Here is a 16,973-nt window from a genome sequence, read left to right on the forward strand (position 1 = left end):
TCAAGTAATACGACCAGCCAAACGGAAACAGTGTCTCATGTTTTTGATTTGGCTGGTCTTATTACCGCAGATGCAAGCTTTTGCCACACCTCTTTCTTGTCATTTACAGACTCAATTATCAATGCTGCAAGCTTTCCCTTAATGCTGTAACACCAGTAAGAGTTGTCAAGACCAGCAGGCTGACTAGGTAAATACCGCTCAAAAACAAGATTACGGCAGTTAAACTATAATGATCCATCAGGAAACCGATGACGATAGAAGAAAAACCACCAACAGCTCGTCCAAGATTCATAATGAAATTATTCGCCGTCGCGCGGATTTCTGTTGGATACAAACTACTAATCACTGCGCCATATCCACCATACATGCCATTGATAAAGTAGCCGACTATCACAGCAGCTGCTACCAAACTCCACTGGCTATGGGCTAACACAAGTAGATAGACAGATAAGGATGAACAAATTAAAAACAAAGAAAAGGCTAGTTTAGGCCCCAATTTATCCATGATCATGCCAAAAGTCATCATCCCCAAAGACATGCCTAAAATAGTACTGACCATCCATAATGAAGACCCAGAAACCGAAAGCCCTAATCGATTTTGCATAATCGAAGGTAGCCAATTCATTAACCCAAAATAGCCGGCAATTTGGACAGTCACCATGATACTAAGGCCACATGTTTGCCAAGCAAGATGTTTTGATTCAAACAGTCTGCTAAGATTGGTTTTCTTTTCGGCGGATTGTGCAGATTTGAATTCCTTTGGTTCAGTCAAGCCGCGACGAATGAACAAGACCATCAACACCGGCAGTACACCTACGACATACAACATCTTCCAACCAAACGTTGGAATGATCACAGCAGCTAAAATCGCAGCCAAAGCCGCACCGACCTGCGCACCAATACCAGCAACCGAAGAAGCTCGTCCAATTTGTTTTTTTGAAAAACTTTCGGAAATCAAGGACATACACGCCCCATATTCTCCTCCCGCTCCTACACCTGCGATAAAGCGAAAGAGATAAACCAAGTAGATGTTTGAAGCAAAATACATCAATAAAGAAGCAATCGAAAACAGAAGGACCGTTTGAGAAAATACTTTCACACGTCCATATTTATCAGCTATGATGCCAAAAAAAATACCTCCAATGAGCATCCCCAAATTAGTGATCGTTGAAATGAAACCCGCTTGCGTACCACTAATATGAAAAGAAGCAATCATTGAAGATAATGAAAAAGCTAAAAACATAATATCCATATTCTCTAAAGCAATTCCCGCCGATGTCGATAATAATACCTTTCGCTGATACGTTGTCATTTTTATACCCCTTTTCCTAAAATTTCCCTAAATTGTTAAAAGTATATCCAAAAAAGAATAAAAAAACAAGTCTTTTTTATTCGAAATAATACACAAACAACCGATATAGCGTCCTTGGTCAGATGTGACAATAAAAAGTACAATCGTTCCGCTTGAAAACGGGCATTTGCGTATCCACGAAATATGGAGTGAACGGTTGCTGTATGTGTATGAAGGCGGGTTTAGTGTACCAATGGAAAATACAAATAGATGTATAGCGGGACAATGTGCCACAGCACGATCGATCATTGGTACTTCGAGGATTAAGAACATCATTGGATACAAGAAAGCTGGGATTATCCGACCTGAACCTAATACAAGTCTTTATTTTCCGGTAACACTATTACCATATTTGACAGGCGTGGCTGAAAGCGGAAAACAAGTATTTATATCTGTGATCAGCGGTGTTTTACCAGACCAAGTTTTTGAAGAGCTTACAGTAGAAATTATTGGGAGAAATATAGAAATCGGGCAACTAGGGCAAAGGATTAATGTAAAGTTGGAGGAAAAATACAACGATGGACAATAGAACAAATATAGTTGAGTTAGATTGGCTAGTTTCAGAAATTGATTTTATTGAAAAACAGGTGCGTGAAAATCAAAAAAAAATTTAAATTTCTCGTACCTGCTGCAGCTAGTAACAATCATGTATATGAAGCGGAAGAAAACACTGATTGGACGGCTAGTTTCTGGTTGGGGATATTATTTTTAACAAAAGAACTTTCTAACTCAAAAGATTTTGATCGAACGATCGAAAGTCAATTAGCTTCATTCAAAGAACGTTTAGAAAAAGATATAGCCTTGGATACGCATGATATCGGATTTTTATATCAATTATCAGCTGTTGCTGATTATCGATTGAATAAAAACGAGTCATCAAAACAAATAGCGATACAAGCAGCTGATCGATTGATGGAGCGGTATTCTCCCAAATCTCAAATTATCCAAGCTTGGGGAGACTTAGATGATCCAAAGCAGCGTGGACGTATGATCATTGACTGTTTGATGAATCTGCCATTACTTTACTTTGCTACTGAGGCTACCGGAGATGAAAGTTATAAAACAGCTGCCTACAATCATGCGAAACAAACTCAAAAGTATATTGTGAGAGACAATGCTACTACTTACCATACGTATTACTTTGATGATGTTACTGGAGTGCCTAAATATGGTCGTACGCAACAAGGTTATTCAGATGAATCCTGTTGGGCACGCGGGCAAGCGTGGGGAATCTATAGATTCACATTAAGTTACTTGTATACGGGAGACGGTTCTTTTTTAGAGACCGCCACGCAACTTGCTGATTATTTTCTACAAGAGCTTCCTGAAGATTTGATTTGTTATTGGGATCTAATATTCAAAGAAGGTAGTCAAGAGGAAAAAGATAGCTCTGCGGCAGCAATAGCTGCATGCGGATTGTTAGAACTTTCCAAACAACTGCCTGTTTCAGATCATCGTCATTTCGATTACGAAGAGATGGCAGTCAAAATCTTGGGAGAATTACAAAAAAACTATACAACGAAACAAGTAGATGGATCAAACGGGCTGCTTCTCCATGCCGTTTATGATAAAAACAGCTTAAAAGGTGTAGATGAATGTGTGATCTGGGGCGATTACTTTTATGTAGAAGGGATCACTCGTCTAGCTAAAAAATGGTACTGTTACTGGTGATGTATAAGAAAAGAGGAGGATTCATATAATGAAGCGATGGAAAAAAATGATGATTGGATCAATAGTTTTAGGAATGTCACTCGTATTTGGTGCTTGTGGTAATCAAGAAGGCAGTAGTGAAGAATCAGCAAATGAAATTACCGTTTCGACATGGAATTATGAAACAACACCTGAATTCAAAGCGCTCTTTGAAGCATTCGAAAAGAAAACGGGAATCAAAGTGAAAGCAGTAGATATTGCTTCAGATGATTATGACACGAAACTTACTACGATGCTTTCTTCTGGAGATACGACAGATGTATTGACGATGAAAAATCTTTTGTCGTATTCAAATTATGCTTTACGAGATCAGTTAGTCGATCAAACAGAACGAATTAGAGAATTAGATACTGATGCTGCTGAAGGAACATATGAAATGTATGATATCGATGGAAAAACATACGCATTGCCCTATCGAACGGACTTTTGGGTACTATATTACAATAAGAAAATGTTTGATGATGCAGGAATCCAATATCCAGAAAATCTAACTTGGGACGAATACGAAGATTTAGCAAAAAAGCTTAGTAAAAATGACGGACAAGTTTATGGAGCATATCAACATATCTGGCGTTCGACGATCCAAGCTATTGCAGCTGCTCAAAACGAAGCGAATCTTGTGGAACCAGATTATCGATTTATGACTGATTATTATGATCGAGCATTGAGGATGCAAAAAGAAGGCGCGCAAATGGATTTTGGCACGGCTAAGTCAACGAAAGTAACCTATCAATCTCAATTTGAAGAACAAAAAGCAGCAATGATGTACATGGGAACTTGGTATATGGCTGGCATACTTGCGAACAAAGAAGCAAATAAGACAGAAGTAGAATGGGGAATTACAGCTATTCCTCAGAAGAAAAAAGGAGAATCGGTCACGACGTTTGGCTCGCCAACAGCATTTGCTGTCAATAAAAACTCAAAGAAACAAAAAGCAGCGCAAGAATTTATTGAATTTGCAGCTAGTGAAGAAGGAGCAAAAGTATTGGCAGGAGTAGGAGTAGTTCCTTCATATCGTACAGATGAGATTGATCAGCTTTATTTTAACCTCGCTGGAATGCCAACGGATGAGATTTCTAAAAAAGCTTTTTCTCCTGATGAAATCAAACTTGAATTTCCGATTGATACGCATGGGCCTGCAATCGATAAGATTTTACAAGAAGAACATGACTTGATTTTGGTTGGAGATGAAACGCCGGAAAAAGGAACGGCAAATATGGAGAAACGTGTAGCTGCTGAAAAAGAATAATCATGAAAGGAGAGAAGCCAAGAGATCAAACGCTCTTGGTTTCGTCATCGAAATGGAGAATAGTATAAATAAGAAAGCTACAAATCATTTGCGTAGAAAACGAACGTGGATCGCTTATTCGTTTATCGCCCCGAATTTCATTGGTTTTTTCGTTTTTACATTAATACCGATCCTGTTTTCGCTTGTACTAGCATTTATGAAATGGGATTCTTTTTCAACGCCAGAATTTGCTGGACTAGATAACTTTCGTAAAATGGCCAACGATGAGACCTTTTGGATTTCTTTGAAAAATACTTTTTTATATACCGCTGCTGTAGTGCCCGGCACACTTGTTTGTTCGTTAGGGCTAGCTTTACTACTAAATCAGAAAATTAGAGGGATGAAGCTTTTTCGTACGATATTTTTCTTTCCGTATGTTACTTCTTTAGTAGCAATTGCTGTTGTTTGGAATATGTTGTTTCATCCAACGATGGGACCAATTAATATCTTTTTAAAGCGATTTATTGAACATCCTCCAGGTTGGACTTCAAGTTCAAATTGGGCGCTTTGGGCAATTGTAATTGTCAGTATTTGGCGCGGGATGGGTTATTACATGATTCTGTACCTTGCAGGACTACAAAGTATCCAAAAAGAATTGTATGAAGCGTCTTCACTAGATGGAGCAAATCGATGGAAACAATTTTTGAATGTGACATTACCTTCGTTGAGGCCAACTACCTTCTTTGTAACGATCATGCTTGTCATCAATTGTTTCAAGGTGTTTGACCTGGTGCAAGTGATGACGGATGGCGGCCCTGGTCGAGCGACAAATGTGTTGGTTTACCAAATCTACAATGAAGCATTCAAAAAATTTGATTTTGGTTATGCTTCAGCTATTTCACTTGTTTTGTTCGTAATTGTTTTGGGCGTTACGGTTGTTCAGTTTTCTTGGAATAAGCGTCGTACTTAGGAGGTATGAAATGGAAGAGAGTGTTCAAAATGAAAGGAAAAAAGCAAAAATTTTTTCAAACGATATGACCTTTATTCAATGGTTGGGTATGATTCTGCTAATAGGGCTAGCTTTATTGACGATCATTCCTTTTTTATGGATGGTTTCTGCTTCATTCAAAGCAAATAATGAAGTGTTCACGATTCCGATTCAATGGATTCCTAAAACTTGGCATTTAGAGAACTATCTGGTTATTTGGTCTCGTATTCCTTTAGTGACGTTTTTTAAGAATACAGCTTTTTTAAGCGTTGTGATCACATTGATTCAGTTGTTTACTTCTAGTTTTGCTGCTTACGGGTTTTCTAAACTGAATTTTAAAGGGCGCGATATTTTATTTTTAGCATATATCGGCACAATTGCTGTCCCTTGGCAGTCTTATATGATCCCTCAGTTCATCATGATGAGAAAAGTGGGCTTAACAGATACGTTGTGGTCATTGGTGCTATTACAAGCGTTCAATGCTTTTGGTGTGTTCTTGTTGAAGCAATATTACAGTAGTATCCCAGATTCTTTATGTGAGAGCGCGCGGATCGATGGCTTATCAGAATGGGGAATCTATCGAAAGATCATTTTACCCCTTACAAAACCGGCGATTGCCAGTTTGACGATCATCACATTCGTTAATACATGGAACGATTATATGGGGCCATTCATTTATTTGTCTTCTACGGAAAATAAAACAATCCAGTTAGGGTTGAAAATGTTTATTGGGCTATTTGATGCAGAGTACGCATTAATCATGGCTGCCTCAGTTGTTTCTGTTCTTCCTGTTGCTTTTATATTTTTAGCGATGCAAAAAATATTTTGTAGAAGGGATCGCTTCATCAGGAATGAAGGAATAGGAGGCGATTATGAAAGAGCAGCGTTTTGACAAAAATGTTTATATGGAATTCTTTTATTGGTTGTATCAATCATTGGCAAGTAGCCTTTGTTTTTGGTGTGTCAATATCTTGTATATAGCAGCTGCGTTCCTTTTGTCAATAGATGGAAGGAATGTCTTTTCCCTTATTTTTTCATTGCTTTTTATTGGTCCGGGTTGCATCGTGATGATAGGCATGACAGAAGAATTAACAAAAGAAAAAAGTTTTTCATCAGTACGTTTGTTCATAAAGACGTTTCGCCGATTTTGGCTAAAGGGATTTTTTTATTGGCTATTTGCTTGGATAGTTAGTGTGATAGCGATTTTTGATTGTTTCTTTTTTATACGTTTTTCTTATGGAAAATGGTTGATTCCGTTGTTTGTTTTACTTGCTTGTTTATCAGTTTCCTTTAGCATCAACTGCTGGTATTTTCAGGTGAGAAATCCAGCGTCAAAACCAAATCAAGTTCTACGAATAGCGTTCTACTATACGTTAAAAAAATGGTATGTGAGTTTACTAGATTTTTTACTATTGACAAGTTTGTTTCTCTTCTTTTTCGTAAAGCCCCAATGGTGTATTCTACTAGGTCCTTCTATCGTATTTGGTTTGATTTACTTCAACAATCGTAAATTGATGAGAACGATGGATCTGTAGACTTTATAAATTGAAACTTTCAACCAAGAATGACAGTTTTTTATGTAAAATCTGTCATTCTTTTTCATTTTTTGAAACATATGGCTAAACAAATGAAATAAAACGTGCTATACTTCTGAATGAAACAGGTTTAGAAACTGTATCACTTATTTGTGATTATTTCTAACTAATAATTAAAAATAAAGCATAAAAAGGACGATGTTCAATGGCCGAAAAAATGAAACAAGGTTCGAAATCTGTAGTAGAAAGTTTGATTAACCATCACGTTGATTATGTATTTGGTATACCAGGCGCAAAAATCGATGGTGTATTTAATGAATTAGAGGATCAAGGTCCTGAATTAATCGTAACTCGTCACGAACAAAATGCTGCATTTATGGCACAAGCAATCGGACGTATCACAGGAGAACCAGGGGTTGTTATCGCAACAAGTGGTCCAGGTGCTAGTAACTTAGCTACAGGTTTGGTAACAGCGACAGCAGAAGGAGACCCAGTTTTAGCAATCGCCGGGCAAGTAAAACGAAGCGATCTATTGAAGTTGACCCATCAAAGCATGGATAATGCAGCGCTGTTCCAGCCAATCACAAAATACAGTGCAGAAATCCAAGATCCGGAAACAATTTCAGAAGTGATTGCCAATGCTTATCGTATGGCTAAGAGCTCAAAAAAAGGAGCGAGTTTTATCAGTATTCCTCAAGACGTAGTGGATGCGCCAGTTGAAGGTAATATCATCAAGCCATTGAGTGATCCTAAATTAGGTTCTGCTTCTGCAGATGATATCCGTTACTTAGCCGAACGCATCAGGGAAGCAAAACTACCGGTATTATTAGTAGGTATGCGGGGATCAAGTGAAAAAGAAACGTTAGTTATCCGTCAATTAGTTGAAAAGACAGCATTGCCTGTTGTAGAGACATTCCAAGCAGCAGGAGTGATCTCACGTGAATTAGAAGCGCATTTCTTTGGTCGTGTGGGATTGTTTAGAAACCAACCAGGCGATATGCTTTTGAAACGAAGCGACCTAGTCATCGCAATTGGTTATGATCCAATCGAATACGAAGCAAGAAACTGGAACGCAGAAAAAGATGCGCGGATCATTGTGATCGATGAAGCACCAGCTGAAATCGATCCATTTATGCAGCCTGAAAGAGAGTTGATTGGCGATATCTCAGCTACTCTTGATTTATTGACAGGTTCATTAGAGCCTCAACAAGTGTCAGAAGATGCGAAAGAATATTTAGCTTCTCTTCAAGCAAAACTAACGGAGCGGGATATTGTCCAATCAAAAGGAGAAGCAGGTATTTTGCATCCTTTAGAAGTCATCAACACACTTCAGTCAAAAGTAACAGATGATATGACCGTTACTGTAGATGTAGGAAGTCATTATATTTGGATGGCACGCCACTTTAGAAGTTATGAACCCCGACATCTGTTATTCAGTAATGGTATGCAAACGCTTGGTGTAGCATTACCATGGGCAATTTCTGCTGCACTGGTACGTCCAAATACACAAATCGTATCAGTTTCCGGAGATGGCGGATTTTTATTCTCTGCCCAAGATTTAGAAACGGCCGTACGTAAAAAATTGAATATCGTTCATTTGATTTGGAATGATGGACGCTACAATATGGTAGAGTTCCAAGAAAAAATGAAATATCAACGGGCGTCAGGTGTAGATTTTGGTCCAGTTGATTTTGTGAAATATGCAGAAGCTTTTGGTGCTAAAGGAATACGAGCTACAAGTGTAGAGGAATTAGAAAAAGCTTTAGAAGAAGGATTTGCGACAGAAGGACCCGTAATTATTGATATTCCAATCGATTACCGTGATAATGAGAAATTGGGAGAAACAATCTTACCAGATCAATTCTATTAAGGAAGTGTCGACATGACTGAAAAAATCTTATACCAGCACGGGACATTAGGAGCTTTGATGGCCGGCTTGATGGATGGAACAGAAACGATTGCTCATATATTGGAAAAAGGAACTCTGGGATTGGGAACATTGCATGGACTTGATGGTGAAGTTATCTTTTTAGATGGCGTAGCTTATCAAGGAAGATCAGATGGCTCAGTTGTCCAATTAGATGGAAGTGAACTTACCCCCTATGCAGCAATTACAGATTTTACGCCAGATACTAGTTTTTCTGTTTCAGAATCTGCAGATGGAGAACAATTGAAAAAAGACATCTTAGTAAAAGAAGATGGGGAAAATCTATTTTTAGCAGTGAAGATAACTGGATTATTCAAAAACATGCATATCCGTATCATGCCGAAACAAGAAAAACCTTATCGAAGACTAGCAAAAATTTCAGAGTCTCAACCAGAATTCCAACAAAGCAACATTCATGGAACATTAGTCGGGTTCTTTACGCCTGAATTATTCCAAGGAGTTGCTGCAGCGGGATTTCATCTGCATTTTATCGATGATACACATACATTTGGCGGACATGTAATGGATTTTGAAGTAACTGAAGGAAAAGTTGAGATTAGCCGCATCTCGTCCCTTGTACAGCACTTTCCAGTTGATGATCCGACTTTTGTTCACGAAACGATTGATTATGCTGATTTAGCAGCAGAAATCCAACAAGCAGAATAAAAAAGACAGCGAGATGCGTTTAAGGTAAACAACCTAACGTATCTCGCTTTTTTGAGAAGCAAACCTAGCGTTTACCAAAAAACTGAGCTATAATCTTTTCCATAGATTAAAAAGGAGCGGTTTTTATCATGTGGACAGAAAAACAGAAAAAAGATGCATACGAAATTCTATTATTACAGCAACAAGGATTATTAGAAGCAGAAGATAACTGGTTAGCAAATTTAGCAAATTCATCTGCATTGTTGAATGAAACATTACCTGAGACCGTCTTTGCAGGATACTATTTATTTGATGGCAATGAATTGATTTTAGGACCGTTCCAAGGGCGAGTTTCCTGCACACGTATCAAGATGGGAAAAGGAGTTTGTGGAGAGTCAGCTGAAAAACAAGCGACATTGATCGTTGACGATGTCAAAAAACATGAAAATTATATTTCCTGTGATTCAGCCGCACAATCAGAAATCGTTGTACCAATGGTAAAAGAAGGTCATTTAATCGGTGTTTTAGATATCGATTGCGGAGTAACGAAAGGGTATGATGAAATCGATCAAGCATTTCTAGAAAAATATGTAGATCTTTTATTAGCAAATTTTAATATAAATGCTTTTTCATTTATTAATAACTAAAATTGACTATTGAAACAAAAAAGAAGAGAAATCAAAAATAAAAAGAGCCGGAAAGACAGTGGACATATCTGTTTTTCGGTTTTTTTATTTTTTTATAAAATCACAAGTGTTATTGGTTTTCATAATCATATTTTAATGGTATTATCATTTTAAATAATGAAAAACACATTAAGGATGGATGAAATATGAATAACGAAACTATCATTTTAGGAAAAAAATATATTTGCCAACCTATTGGCTTGAAACAAAAAGTGGTTGGAGAAGTAATCAGTAAATTAGAAAATTGTGTTGTGATCTGCGTAGACGAATATCATGACGTCGATCGCAATGAAATATTAGAAAAATGCGGAAAAGTAGTGGCAAAATACACTCACGTTTATGAGTTGGAAACGACAGAATGTCTATATAATTACAGCAATAAATATGAACATACTTTAGTTTTATAAAGATTTTAAATAAAGTGCCTTCAAAAGCGAGGAGTCCAAGCTTTTGAAGGCACTTTATTTAGTTGGCGTTGTTTTTTATATGTCTCTTTTCTTTTTAAGTGGCACAATAATTGTAAATTTTCTTTAATTGATTCTCTATGCAACCTGAATCTAGTTCAGTATATAAAAACTAGTTTCGTTTGCTTCACTGTCAGAAATTCTCCTTCGCTTCTTTTAGATTATATACAAGGTATCTCTAAAGTCCTTTTAGTTGCCAAAATTTAATAACAAATAAAGTATAATGATTATAGCTTCTCTAATTTCACTTTATTTAATTGTAGACATTATTTTTAAATAACAAACATAATCATTAAAAAAGTTTTTGCCATATCCTCAAGTACTTGTTCTAGCTTCCAGTATATGTTTCTATTTTTATCTTATTTTTTTATTTAAACTAAAAGACGTAATTTCAAATGAAAATTTATTGAATAAAGATTCCATTATTATAGTGCCCACAACGAAACCAGCAGCATTTGCAATAATATCCCCTACATCAAATATTCCTAAATGAAAAACATATTGTGCTATTTCAATTAACCAGATACCCAAAACCACTATGCCTAGATGTTTTTTATTTAATGATAGTATCCAGCCTAATGGTATAAACATGATTATATTCAGCATCACGATTATCGCATCCCCATTGATAAAATCAGAAAGAAATGATAAAGGATTGGATTCTAGTCCTCTTATTCCAATGTTTTTTAAAAAGAGCAGATAAATTAATACTAAAAAATAAAGAACATAAAATCCAATGATTACTTCCTTATAAATTTTCTTTGTAAAAAAACTTAGTAAAAAAATATAGAGAAAAAAAGTAATAATTATTATTTGGATAAATGGAATCCAAAAATCAACATCTCCACTAGGAGGAAAAATAGAGAGTGAGTAAAAATAAAGATATTTCATGTAAAACCATCTGGAAAACAAAAACGATAAACATAGTAATGAAACATTTAAAAATAACAATTTTATTTTAATTTTTATGCTATTAATAGTAGAATTCTCCTTTCAAATTTGTTTCTATTATTATAACAAAAAAACATAAAGGAGCTATACTATGAAAAATATATGAAAAAAACTATCGCTCGCATTTTTAATACTAAGTTTTTTTTCTGCAACAGTTGTAAACGCTGCTACCGCTATGACATATAGTGGGACTGGTATTTGGTCATGGAGATCTGTCAACAGTGGTCTACTTCAACTACACGTTCGTATACTGTTAGGCATAATCTAACTAGACGGAGTGCTGGAGCATCTACTGTGTTGAATGTTGCTATTGCACGGCAGAATCTGATAGGCTCAACTATAGTTTCTTCTAGGAATTTTTCTGGAACTAGCAACGGTACTTTCACAAGTTCATTAACTTCTGGCACGTATTTTCTTCGATTTGAAAGTAATGAGCGGACCAAAACATTTGACATAAATGGAAGTGTCACGTATTAATAATATTCTATCTCCTTAAAAAAATTCTATAAATGACCAGTAAAAGTACAATTGGCCGTTCATTTTACTGGTTATTTCTAATGTTTTCTTGATAGATACTCATTATTTATGGTAATTTCTGATTGGTATTTTTTTATAGGAACTAATAAAGTTAAAACGGATAAATCTATAAAGAAAATTATTGAAGGAAAGACTGTTGACAAAGAAAAACTAAGTGTGACAATATACGCGAAATTCTAATTGTTAAATAAAAAGCAAAAAATTCAAATTTTTTTTAAGCCAAAATAAAAAAACGTTGATTTATCAACGTTTTTTACAGTATCTATTAGTCTCAACCATACATATATGGAGACGGCGGGAGTTGCTTAAATGCTATTATATCAATACTTAAATTTAGTTGAATGCCATTTTGAATGCCACATAGCTAGAAATCTATAAATTTATTGAACTTATCTGCTAATTGTTCTTTGGCAAGTTTAGATACATGAGCATAAGTATTCATAGTAGTTTGGATGTCCTCATGACCTAATCGAAATTGCACCTCTTTTAGCGAGGCGCCCATTTCTATTAATAAGCTAGCTTGAGTATGTCTGAAGCCATGTACGGTGATTCTAGGAAGTTTTTTCTTTTGTTTTTTATCCATTTCATCTTGGATGTTTAAAAGCCATTTTCGTGATGTATCAAGGCTCATTATATCGTGTGGATTTTTAGCATTAGTTTGACCGAAAATCAACCAATCATCAGATGGGGGGAGTGCTACTTCTTTCCATTCAGATAACTTGTCTAAAGTGCTTTGATCAATTGAAATAATCCTGCTCGATCCAACTGTTTTAGTTGTGTCAATTTCTAGTCCTTTCGCTGTTCTGGTAACAGCTTTACAAATATTGACTGTCTTAGCTTTAAAATCTATATCTTTCCACTCGAGAGCACCTGCTTCTTGTTTTCTCATACCAGTCATGGCAAGTAATCTAAAAAAAGCCTGAACTTTGATATTCGGTTGCTCATATAGTACGTCGAGAAATAATTTTAATTGCTTCTTATCATAAAATGGTTCTTCAGTAGTAGTTTTTTTCCTTCTTTTGGGTTTACGGATAGAATCTGTTGGATTGGATTCAATCATTCCAAATCGAACGGCATATTTAAATACTAGTCCTGTATAATTCATCATCTTAGAAGCTGTATCATATTTATTTGCCCATTTATCCATTAATTCTTGGATTTTGATAGGGGTGATTTCAGAAATATATATGTCTCCGAGCTCTTCTAACACATGATTCTTAAAAATTCTTTCTGTTTTTAACAATGTAGATCCTCGAACTGTTCTTTTGTATTCAGTCATCCATAAATCATATACGTCTCTATATGTTTTTGGTTTTTCTTTTTTTAATAAATTGTCTTCGTATTCACTTTGCAATCTTGCGAGTGCTAATTTTGCTTCACGTTGAGTTTTAAAATTTCGCCGAGTAGTTTTAACAGGCTTTCCTGTTTCGGGGTTAATTCCTAAATAAGCTTGGAACTTCCACGCTTTTTCGCCGTTCTTTTTCTTATACTGTTCAAATGTAGCCAATTGAATCTACTCTCTTTCTCTGATACAATAGGCACTATAAATAAGCCTATTGTTTGGGTTTTATTATTTTTTGCACATCCTTTTTGCTTGCCGGCGCAAGGATGTGCTATTTGTCGTTTTAATGGTATAATTGGATGTGTATTAGATCATCCAATCAGAGGTGTTTATTATGATTAAAGTGATTTTTAAAAGAATAACTGAACTTCCAGAGTTTAGATTATTTGTTGATTATTGGTATGTCTGGTTTTTTATTGTTGCATTGCTGATAGGTCTAGATGTCATATTAGAAAGAAAACTTAAGTAAGAGTTGAGTTAATAAATTGAATTCCTAAATGAGATATTTTGTAGCCCATATTTTGTTTGCCGACATCACCTAATACTATGGAGCCAATCGTTTTTTCTAACAGACCAAAATCAGATAATCTATTTAAGCTACCATCTATTAGCTCTTGTGAATAGCCAGACATGCTGATATTTCCAATAAAATTTTCGTTTCCACGACTCATTAAGTATGCTAACAATTGAATCTCAATCGATGTTAATTGATTCAGTACAAGAAGATAATACTCCTCGTTATCCCATGAAGCGTTGTTAATTCGAAGTAAACAATTCTTATAAAGATTTTTATACATATCTATTTTATTTTGTGCCTTTGATTTTTCTACCTCGTCATTTATCCCTTCGAATATTCCAATGAGTTGGTCCTTGTTCTCTAAGCTGAAAACATCTTCTGGAATTTGATCGCGAATGCTTTCTAATGATTCGTTTAAATTTTTGTAGAATTTCTCGATGCGTTTGAAACGCTTCTCGTTTTTAGACCCAAAATAAAGTGACTGCACAACGCCACCAATATAAGGAATTGCTCCAATACCGCCTTCAACTATTAATTCAAGATATTCTTTTTTGGTTAGTTTTTCATTGCTATTATCCATAGTTACCTCCTATTTTGTCATTTCCTTTACAAGCATTGTGACTCCTGATGGCACTCTTTTGTATAGGTTTTATTATTGTGCACAATCTAACTCTTAGTGGGGCGTGGTTCATTTATTTTTTACTTACTTTACTATTAATCATATCCCATTGAGCATAGGATTTTTCGATGTTCGATCCTCTTGAACTAATTTCTCCTGTAAAAGTTACTTTATCTCCTTTTACAAATGTATCGGCATTTTTTACGTCCTTAGCAAAAATTACAGAAGAAACTTTAGGTGTTGTAGAAATATCGTTCCAATTTTTACCATCGTATTCTTTGTCTGCTATAATGGCTATTCTAGTAGTCATTGTTTCGATAACAGTTCCTTCAAAAGTAAATGTTTTTCCACTAATATATTTAGTAAAAGCTGTATTTTGCTCAGTAACTGGAGAAATAGAATAATAACTATCTAAGAAAGCACCCCAGTCATGGTTATTTGTCTCTAAAAATTCTTCAAATTGAGTTAAGCTTTCATTGCTGCTGTTAGATGTAGTAGTTTTAGTCTCAGACGATGAGCTTTCCTGTTTATTATTGTCATTTGTCTCGTTTGATGAGGAAAGTGAGAAACCTATGGCAGTAAAAATAATCCCGATAATAAGGATAATCATAGGTGTTTTCTTATTTGTTTTTTTGATAAATCTTACAATCAACATGATTAATCCTATAATAAATAAAACAATACCAGTAAAACCGAATATGCCGTCCATTAATAAATCATCCTTTTCTTTTGATAGTTAATATTACAAACCAAGCAATTCTTTTTTCTTAAAATCAAATTCTTCTTGATTAATAATACCTTCATCCAACAACTCTTTATACTTTTTAATTTCATCTGCACTTGAAATTTGTGTTTCTTTGGAATTATTATCTAATCTAGATTGTTGCTTCTCTATATATTTTTTTAAATTTTCCATTTCATTCCAATATTTTTTTGTAAACATAACGGTGTTTTCATCTTTCGTGGCCGCTAATATTCCTCCGCGACTTTCGTTTCCACCCAGCAGAGTAAATTGTATATAACCATTGCTCATACCTGGTTTTTTTAATTGTACGGCTGATATATTTTTAAAAGGAATAGTTTTTTCACCTTTAATACCTTGATTAACTAGATTTATAAATCCTTTTCTAATAATTGAAATAGAATCGTCAGTTACTTTAATCAAGGTTTTTCCTGGAGATTTTATTAAAATCTCTTTTTCCATTTTTTCTTCCTCATTTCTATGATATGATTTTTTAGTAGAAGCTCATATATGAGGAAAGAGTCCGTGTTGCAGCACGGGCTTTTTTCTTTATAACTTTTTTAGAGATTATAGGCAAAATAGTAGGGCATAAAAATATATTATTGAATTCCGTATTTAGAAAATCCTAATTGAACTTCACCGGAAGTCTTTTGCTGTGTTGTACGCAATGCTTCTTCTTCAGACATTCCATTCTGTACTTTCCATGCAACAGGCGACATCCCGTATTTGTTAACAAAATCAGTAAGTGATAAAGTGTCAGCGTCTTGCTGAGCGCTTGTTTGTTGGTCTTCTGGATTTTGTTGAGATGCTGCTTGTTGTTCTTTCTGATCTTGACTGATAATATTGCCAGCATCATCTGTAGTCAATCCATTTTCATAAAGGGCCACGCCGAAGGCTTCCCACTCTTTGTTGGACCAATTTGCACGATCAGCTGGAGTTGACTGTAAAGTGCGTTGTTTCATCTGTTCATATGTTTCTTCTTGAGGTGCGGTTTGGATTGTACTCTGACTGGAGCTTATAACTGTTGGGCTAGGTTCCGCCGTAACTTGGTTGGAGCTTGTAACTGTTGAACTAGAATCTGTTTTAGATGTAGATTTGCTAGTAGATGAACTGGTTTCAGTTGTTTCTTTTGTTTTACTTATTTTTGTTTCTTGGTTAGAAGTGGCATCTGTTGATTCAGCTTTTTTATTATTTGAACAAGCTGAAAGTAGCAGAGCAGTACTTAACAACAACATAACGCTAACTTTTTTCATTTTATAATTCCTCTTTCTCGTTGTAATATGTGTGCTAACACGAGCTTTTTTATATAAGAAAACGATAAGCGCTTTCTGGAAGTCCGTAAAGATTCTTTAATTCATCGATTTTTTTAGGATATTGATCATTATCTTCTTTATAAAGAGAAACAATGAGATTAGCAGCAAAGCAATTAGCTTCGCTTTCAGATTTGCTTCTAGATGTTCTTGTTGATACATAGTAACTGGATAAGCCACGATGAAAAATAGCGTGGCCTAATTCGTGAGCGCAAATGTAGAATCTTTCCTCAGAGTCTCGCAGTTCATCATTTAAGAAGATTATTGCACGACCTCTAATTTCTTGAAACTGTCCTTTGGGATTTTCGATAAAAGGAACGTATTGAATTTTAATGCCCATCTTTTCACAAATATAAAAAGGATTAGCGGACTGGTATTTACGCTTCAACTCCTCGACTAAATTAATCGTATCCATCTCCAT

16 protein-coding genes and 3 pseudogenes are annotated in these 16,973 nt (G+C 35.3%); 11 read left to right on the forward strand and 8 right to left on the reverse strand.

Features of this window, described 5'->3' with window-relative positions; all coding sequences use genetic code 11:
* Positions 1–118: 118 nt before the first annotated feature.
* A complete protein-coding gene (locus tag IGK53_RS04465; RefSeq protein WP_002293157.1) occupies positions 119–1,312 on the reverse strand; it encodes an MFS transporter in 1,194 nt (397 codons plus the stop codon).
* Positions 1,313–1,433: 121 nt separating this feature from the next.
* On the opposite strand from IGK53_RS04465, the pseudogene IGK53_RS04470 reads away from it, so the two are divergent.
* From IGK53_RS04470 to IGK53_RS04515, 10 genes and pseudogenes are all read left to right on the forward strand, one after another.
* Positions 1,434–1,880, forward strand: a pseudogene (locus IGK53_RS04470) (DUF2264 domain-containing protein); the annotation flags it as partial.
* Positions 1,870–3,022: pseudogene (locus IGK53_RS04475) on the forward strand (glycoside hydrolase family 88 protein). The pseudogenes IGK53_RS04470 and IGK53_RS04475, both read left to right, overlap by 11 nt.
* A gap of 28 nt (positions 3,023–3,050) precedes the next feature.
* Positions 3,051–4,310: an ABC transporter substrate-binding protein gene (locus IGK53_RS04480; RefSeq protein WP_002329432.1), complete on the forward strand. Its 1,260-nt coding sequence runs from the start codon at positions 3,051–3,053 to the stop codon at positions 4,308–4,310.
* Between the two features lie 52 nt (positions 4,311–4,362).
* Entirely contained in the window at positions 4,363–5,259 is an 897-nt protein-coding gene (locus IGK53_RS04485; protein ID WP_002293162.1) for a carbohydrate ABC transporter permease, read from the forward strand.
* Positions 5,260–5,323: 64 nt separating this feature from the next.
* Positions 5,324–6,140: pseudogene (locus IGK53_RS04490) on the forward strand (carbohydrate ABC transporter permease).
* 9 nt (positions 6,141–6,149) lie between these two features.
* A complete protein-coding gene (locus IGK53_RS04495) occupies positions 6,150–6,812 on the forward strand; it encodes a hypothetical protein (protein WP_002293164.1) in 663 nt (220 codons plus the stop codon).
* Between the two features lie 205 nt (positions 6,813–7,017).
* Positions 7,018–8,682, forward strand: a complete 1,665-nt coding sequence (gene alsS, locus IGK53_RS04500; RefSeq protein ID WP_430605017.1) for an acetolactate synthase AlsS — start codon at positions 7,018–7,020, stop codon at positions 8,680–8,682.
* Between the two features lie 12 nt (positions 8,683–8,694).
* Complete coding sequence (gene budA, locus IGK53_RS04505) at positions 8,695–9,405, forward strand: acetolactate decarboxylase (RefSeq protein ID WP_002293166.1); 711 nt, start codon at positions 8,695–8,697, stop codon at positions 9,403–9,405.
* 128 nt (positions 9,406–9,533) lie between these two features.
* Positions 9,534–10,031 (forward strand): GAF domain-containing protein, encoded by a 498-nt coding sequence (locus IGK53_RS04510; protein WP_002293167.1) that lies wholly within the window; start codon positions 9,534–9,536, stop codon positions 10,029–10,031.
* Between the two features lie 185 nt (positions 10,032–10,216).
* Positions 10,217–10,477, forward strand: coding sequence for a hypothetical protein (locus tag IGK53_RS04515; RefSeq protein ID WP_430605018.1), 261 nt, complete (start codon positions 10,217–10,219; stop codon positions 10,475–10,477).
* Positions 10,478–10,888: 411 nt separating this feature from the next.
* On the opposite strand, the gene IGK53_RS04520 is transcribed toward IGK53_RS04515, so the two are convergent.
* The gene (locus IGK53_RS04520; RefSeq protein ID WP_002293169.1) at positions 10,889–11,425 is read right to left on the reverse strand and encodes a VanZ family protein; all 537 of its coding nucleotides are present in this window, start codon (positions 11,423–11,425) and stop codon (positions 10,889–10,891) included.
* Between the two features lie 264 nt (positions 11,426–11,689).
* Between IGK53_RS04520 and IGK53_RS04525 the strand changes: the two genes are divergently transcribed.
* Entirely contained in the window at positions 11,690–11,962 is a 273-nt protein-coding gene (locus IGK53_RS04525) for a T9SS type A sorting domain-containing protein (RefSeq protein WP_207718870.1), read from the forward strand.
* A 424-nt stretch (positions 11,963–12,386) separates the two neighbouring features.
* Here IGK53_RS04525 and IGK53_RS04530 read toward each other — a convergent pair whose 3' ends face one another.
* The 6 genes from IGK53_RS04530 to IGK53_RS04555 form a co-directional block, all read right to left on the reverse strand.
* Positions 12,387–13,529, reverse strand: coding sequence for a tyrosine-type recombinase/integrase (locus IGK53_RS04530; protein WP_137203069.1), 1,143 nt, complete (start codon positions 13,527–13,529; stop codon positions 12,387–12,389).
* Between the two features lie 296 nt (positions 13,530–13,825).
* Entirely contained in the window at positions 13,826–14,461 is a 636-nt protein-coding gene (locus tag IGK53_RS04535; RefSeq protein WP_073441478.1) for a hypothetical protein, read from the reverse strand.
* A 112-nt stretch (positions 14,462–14,573) separates the two neighbouring features.
* Positions 14,574–15,209, reverse strand: coding sequence for a hypothetical protein (locus IGK53_RS04540; RefSeq protein ID WP_047937820.1), 636 nt, complete (start codon positions 15,207–15,209; stop codon positions 14,574–14,576).
* A 33-nt stretch (positions 15,210–15,242) separates the two neighbouring features.
* Positions 15,243–15,704: a DUF4429 domain-containing protein gene (locus IGK53_RS04545; RefSeq protein WP_104853422.1), complete on the reverse strand. Its 462-nt coding sequence runs from the start codon at positions 15,702–15,704 to the stop codon at positions 15,243–15,245.
* Positions 15,705–15,841: 137 nt separating this feature from the next.
* Complete coding sequence (locus tag IGK53_RS04550) at positions 15,842–16,495, reverse strand: hypothetical protein (RefSeq protein ID WP_002293175.1); 654 nt, start codon at positions 16,493–16,495, stop codon at positions 15,842–15,844.
* A 49-nt stretch (positions 16,496–16,544) separates the two neighbouring features.
* Positions 16,545–16,973 (reverse strand): ImmA/IrrE family metallo-endopeptidase, encoded by a 429-nt coding sequence (locus tag IGK53_RS04555; RefSeq protein WP_025479728.1) that lies wholly within the window; start codon positions 16,971–16,973, stop codon positions 16,545–16,547.

Origin of the sequence: Enterococcus sp. DIV1224, from assembly GCF_050555455.1 — a bacterium.
Lineage (GTDB): Bacteria > Bacillota > Bacilli > Lactobacillales > Enterococcaceae > Enterococcus_B > Enterococcus_B lactis.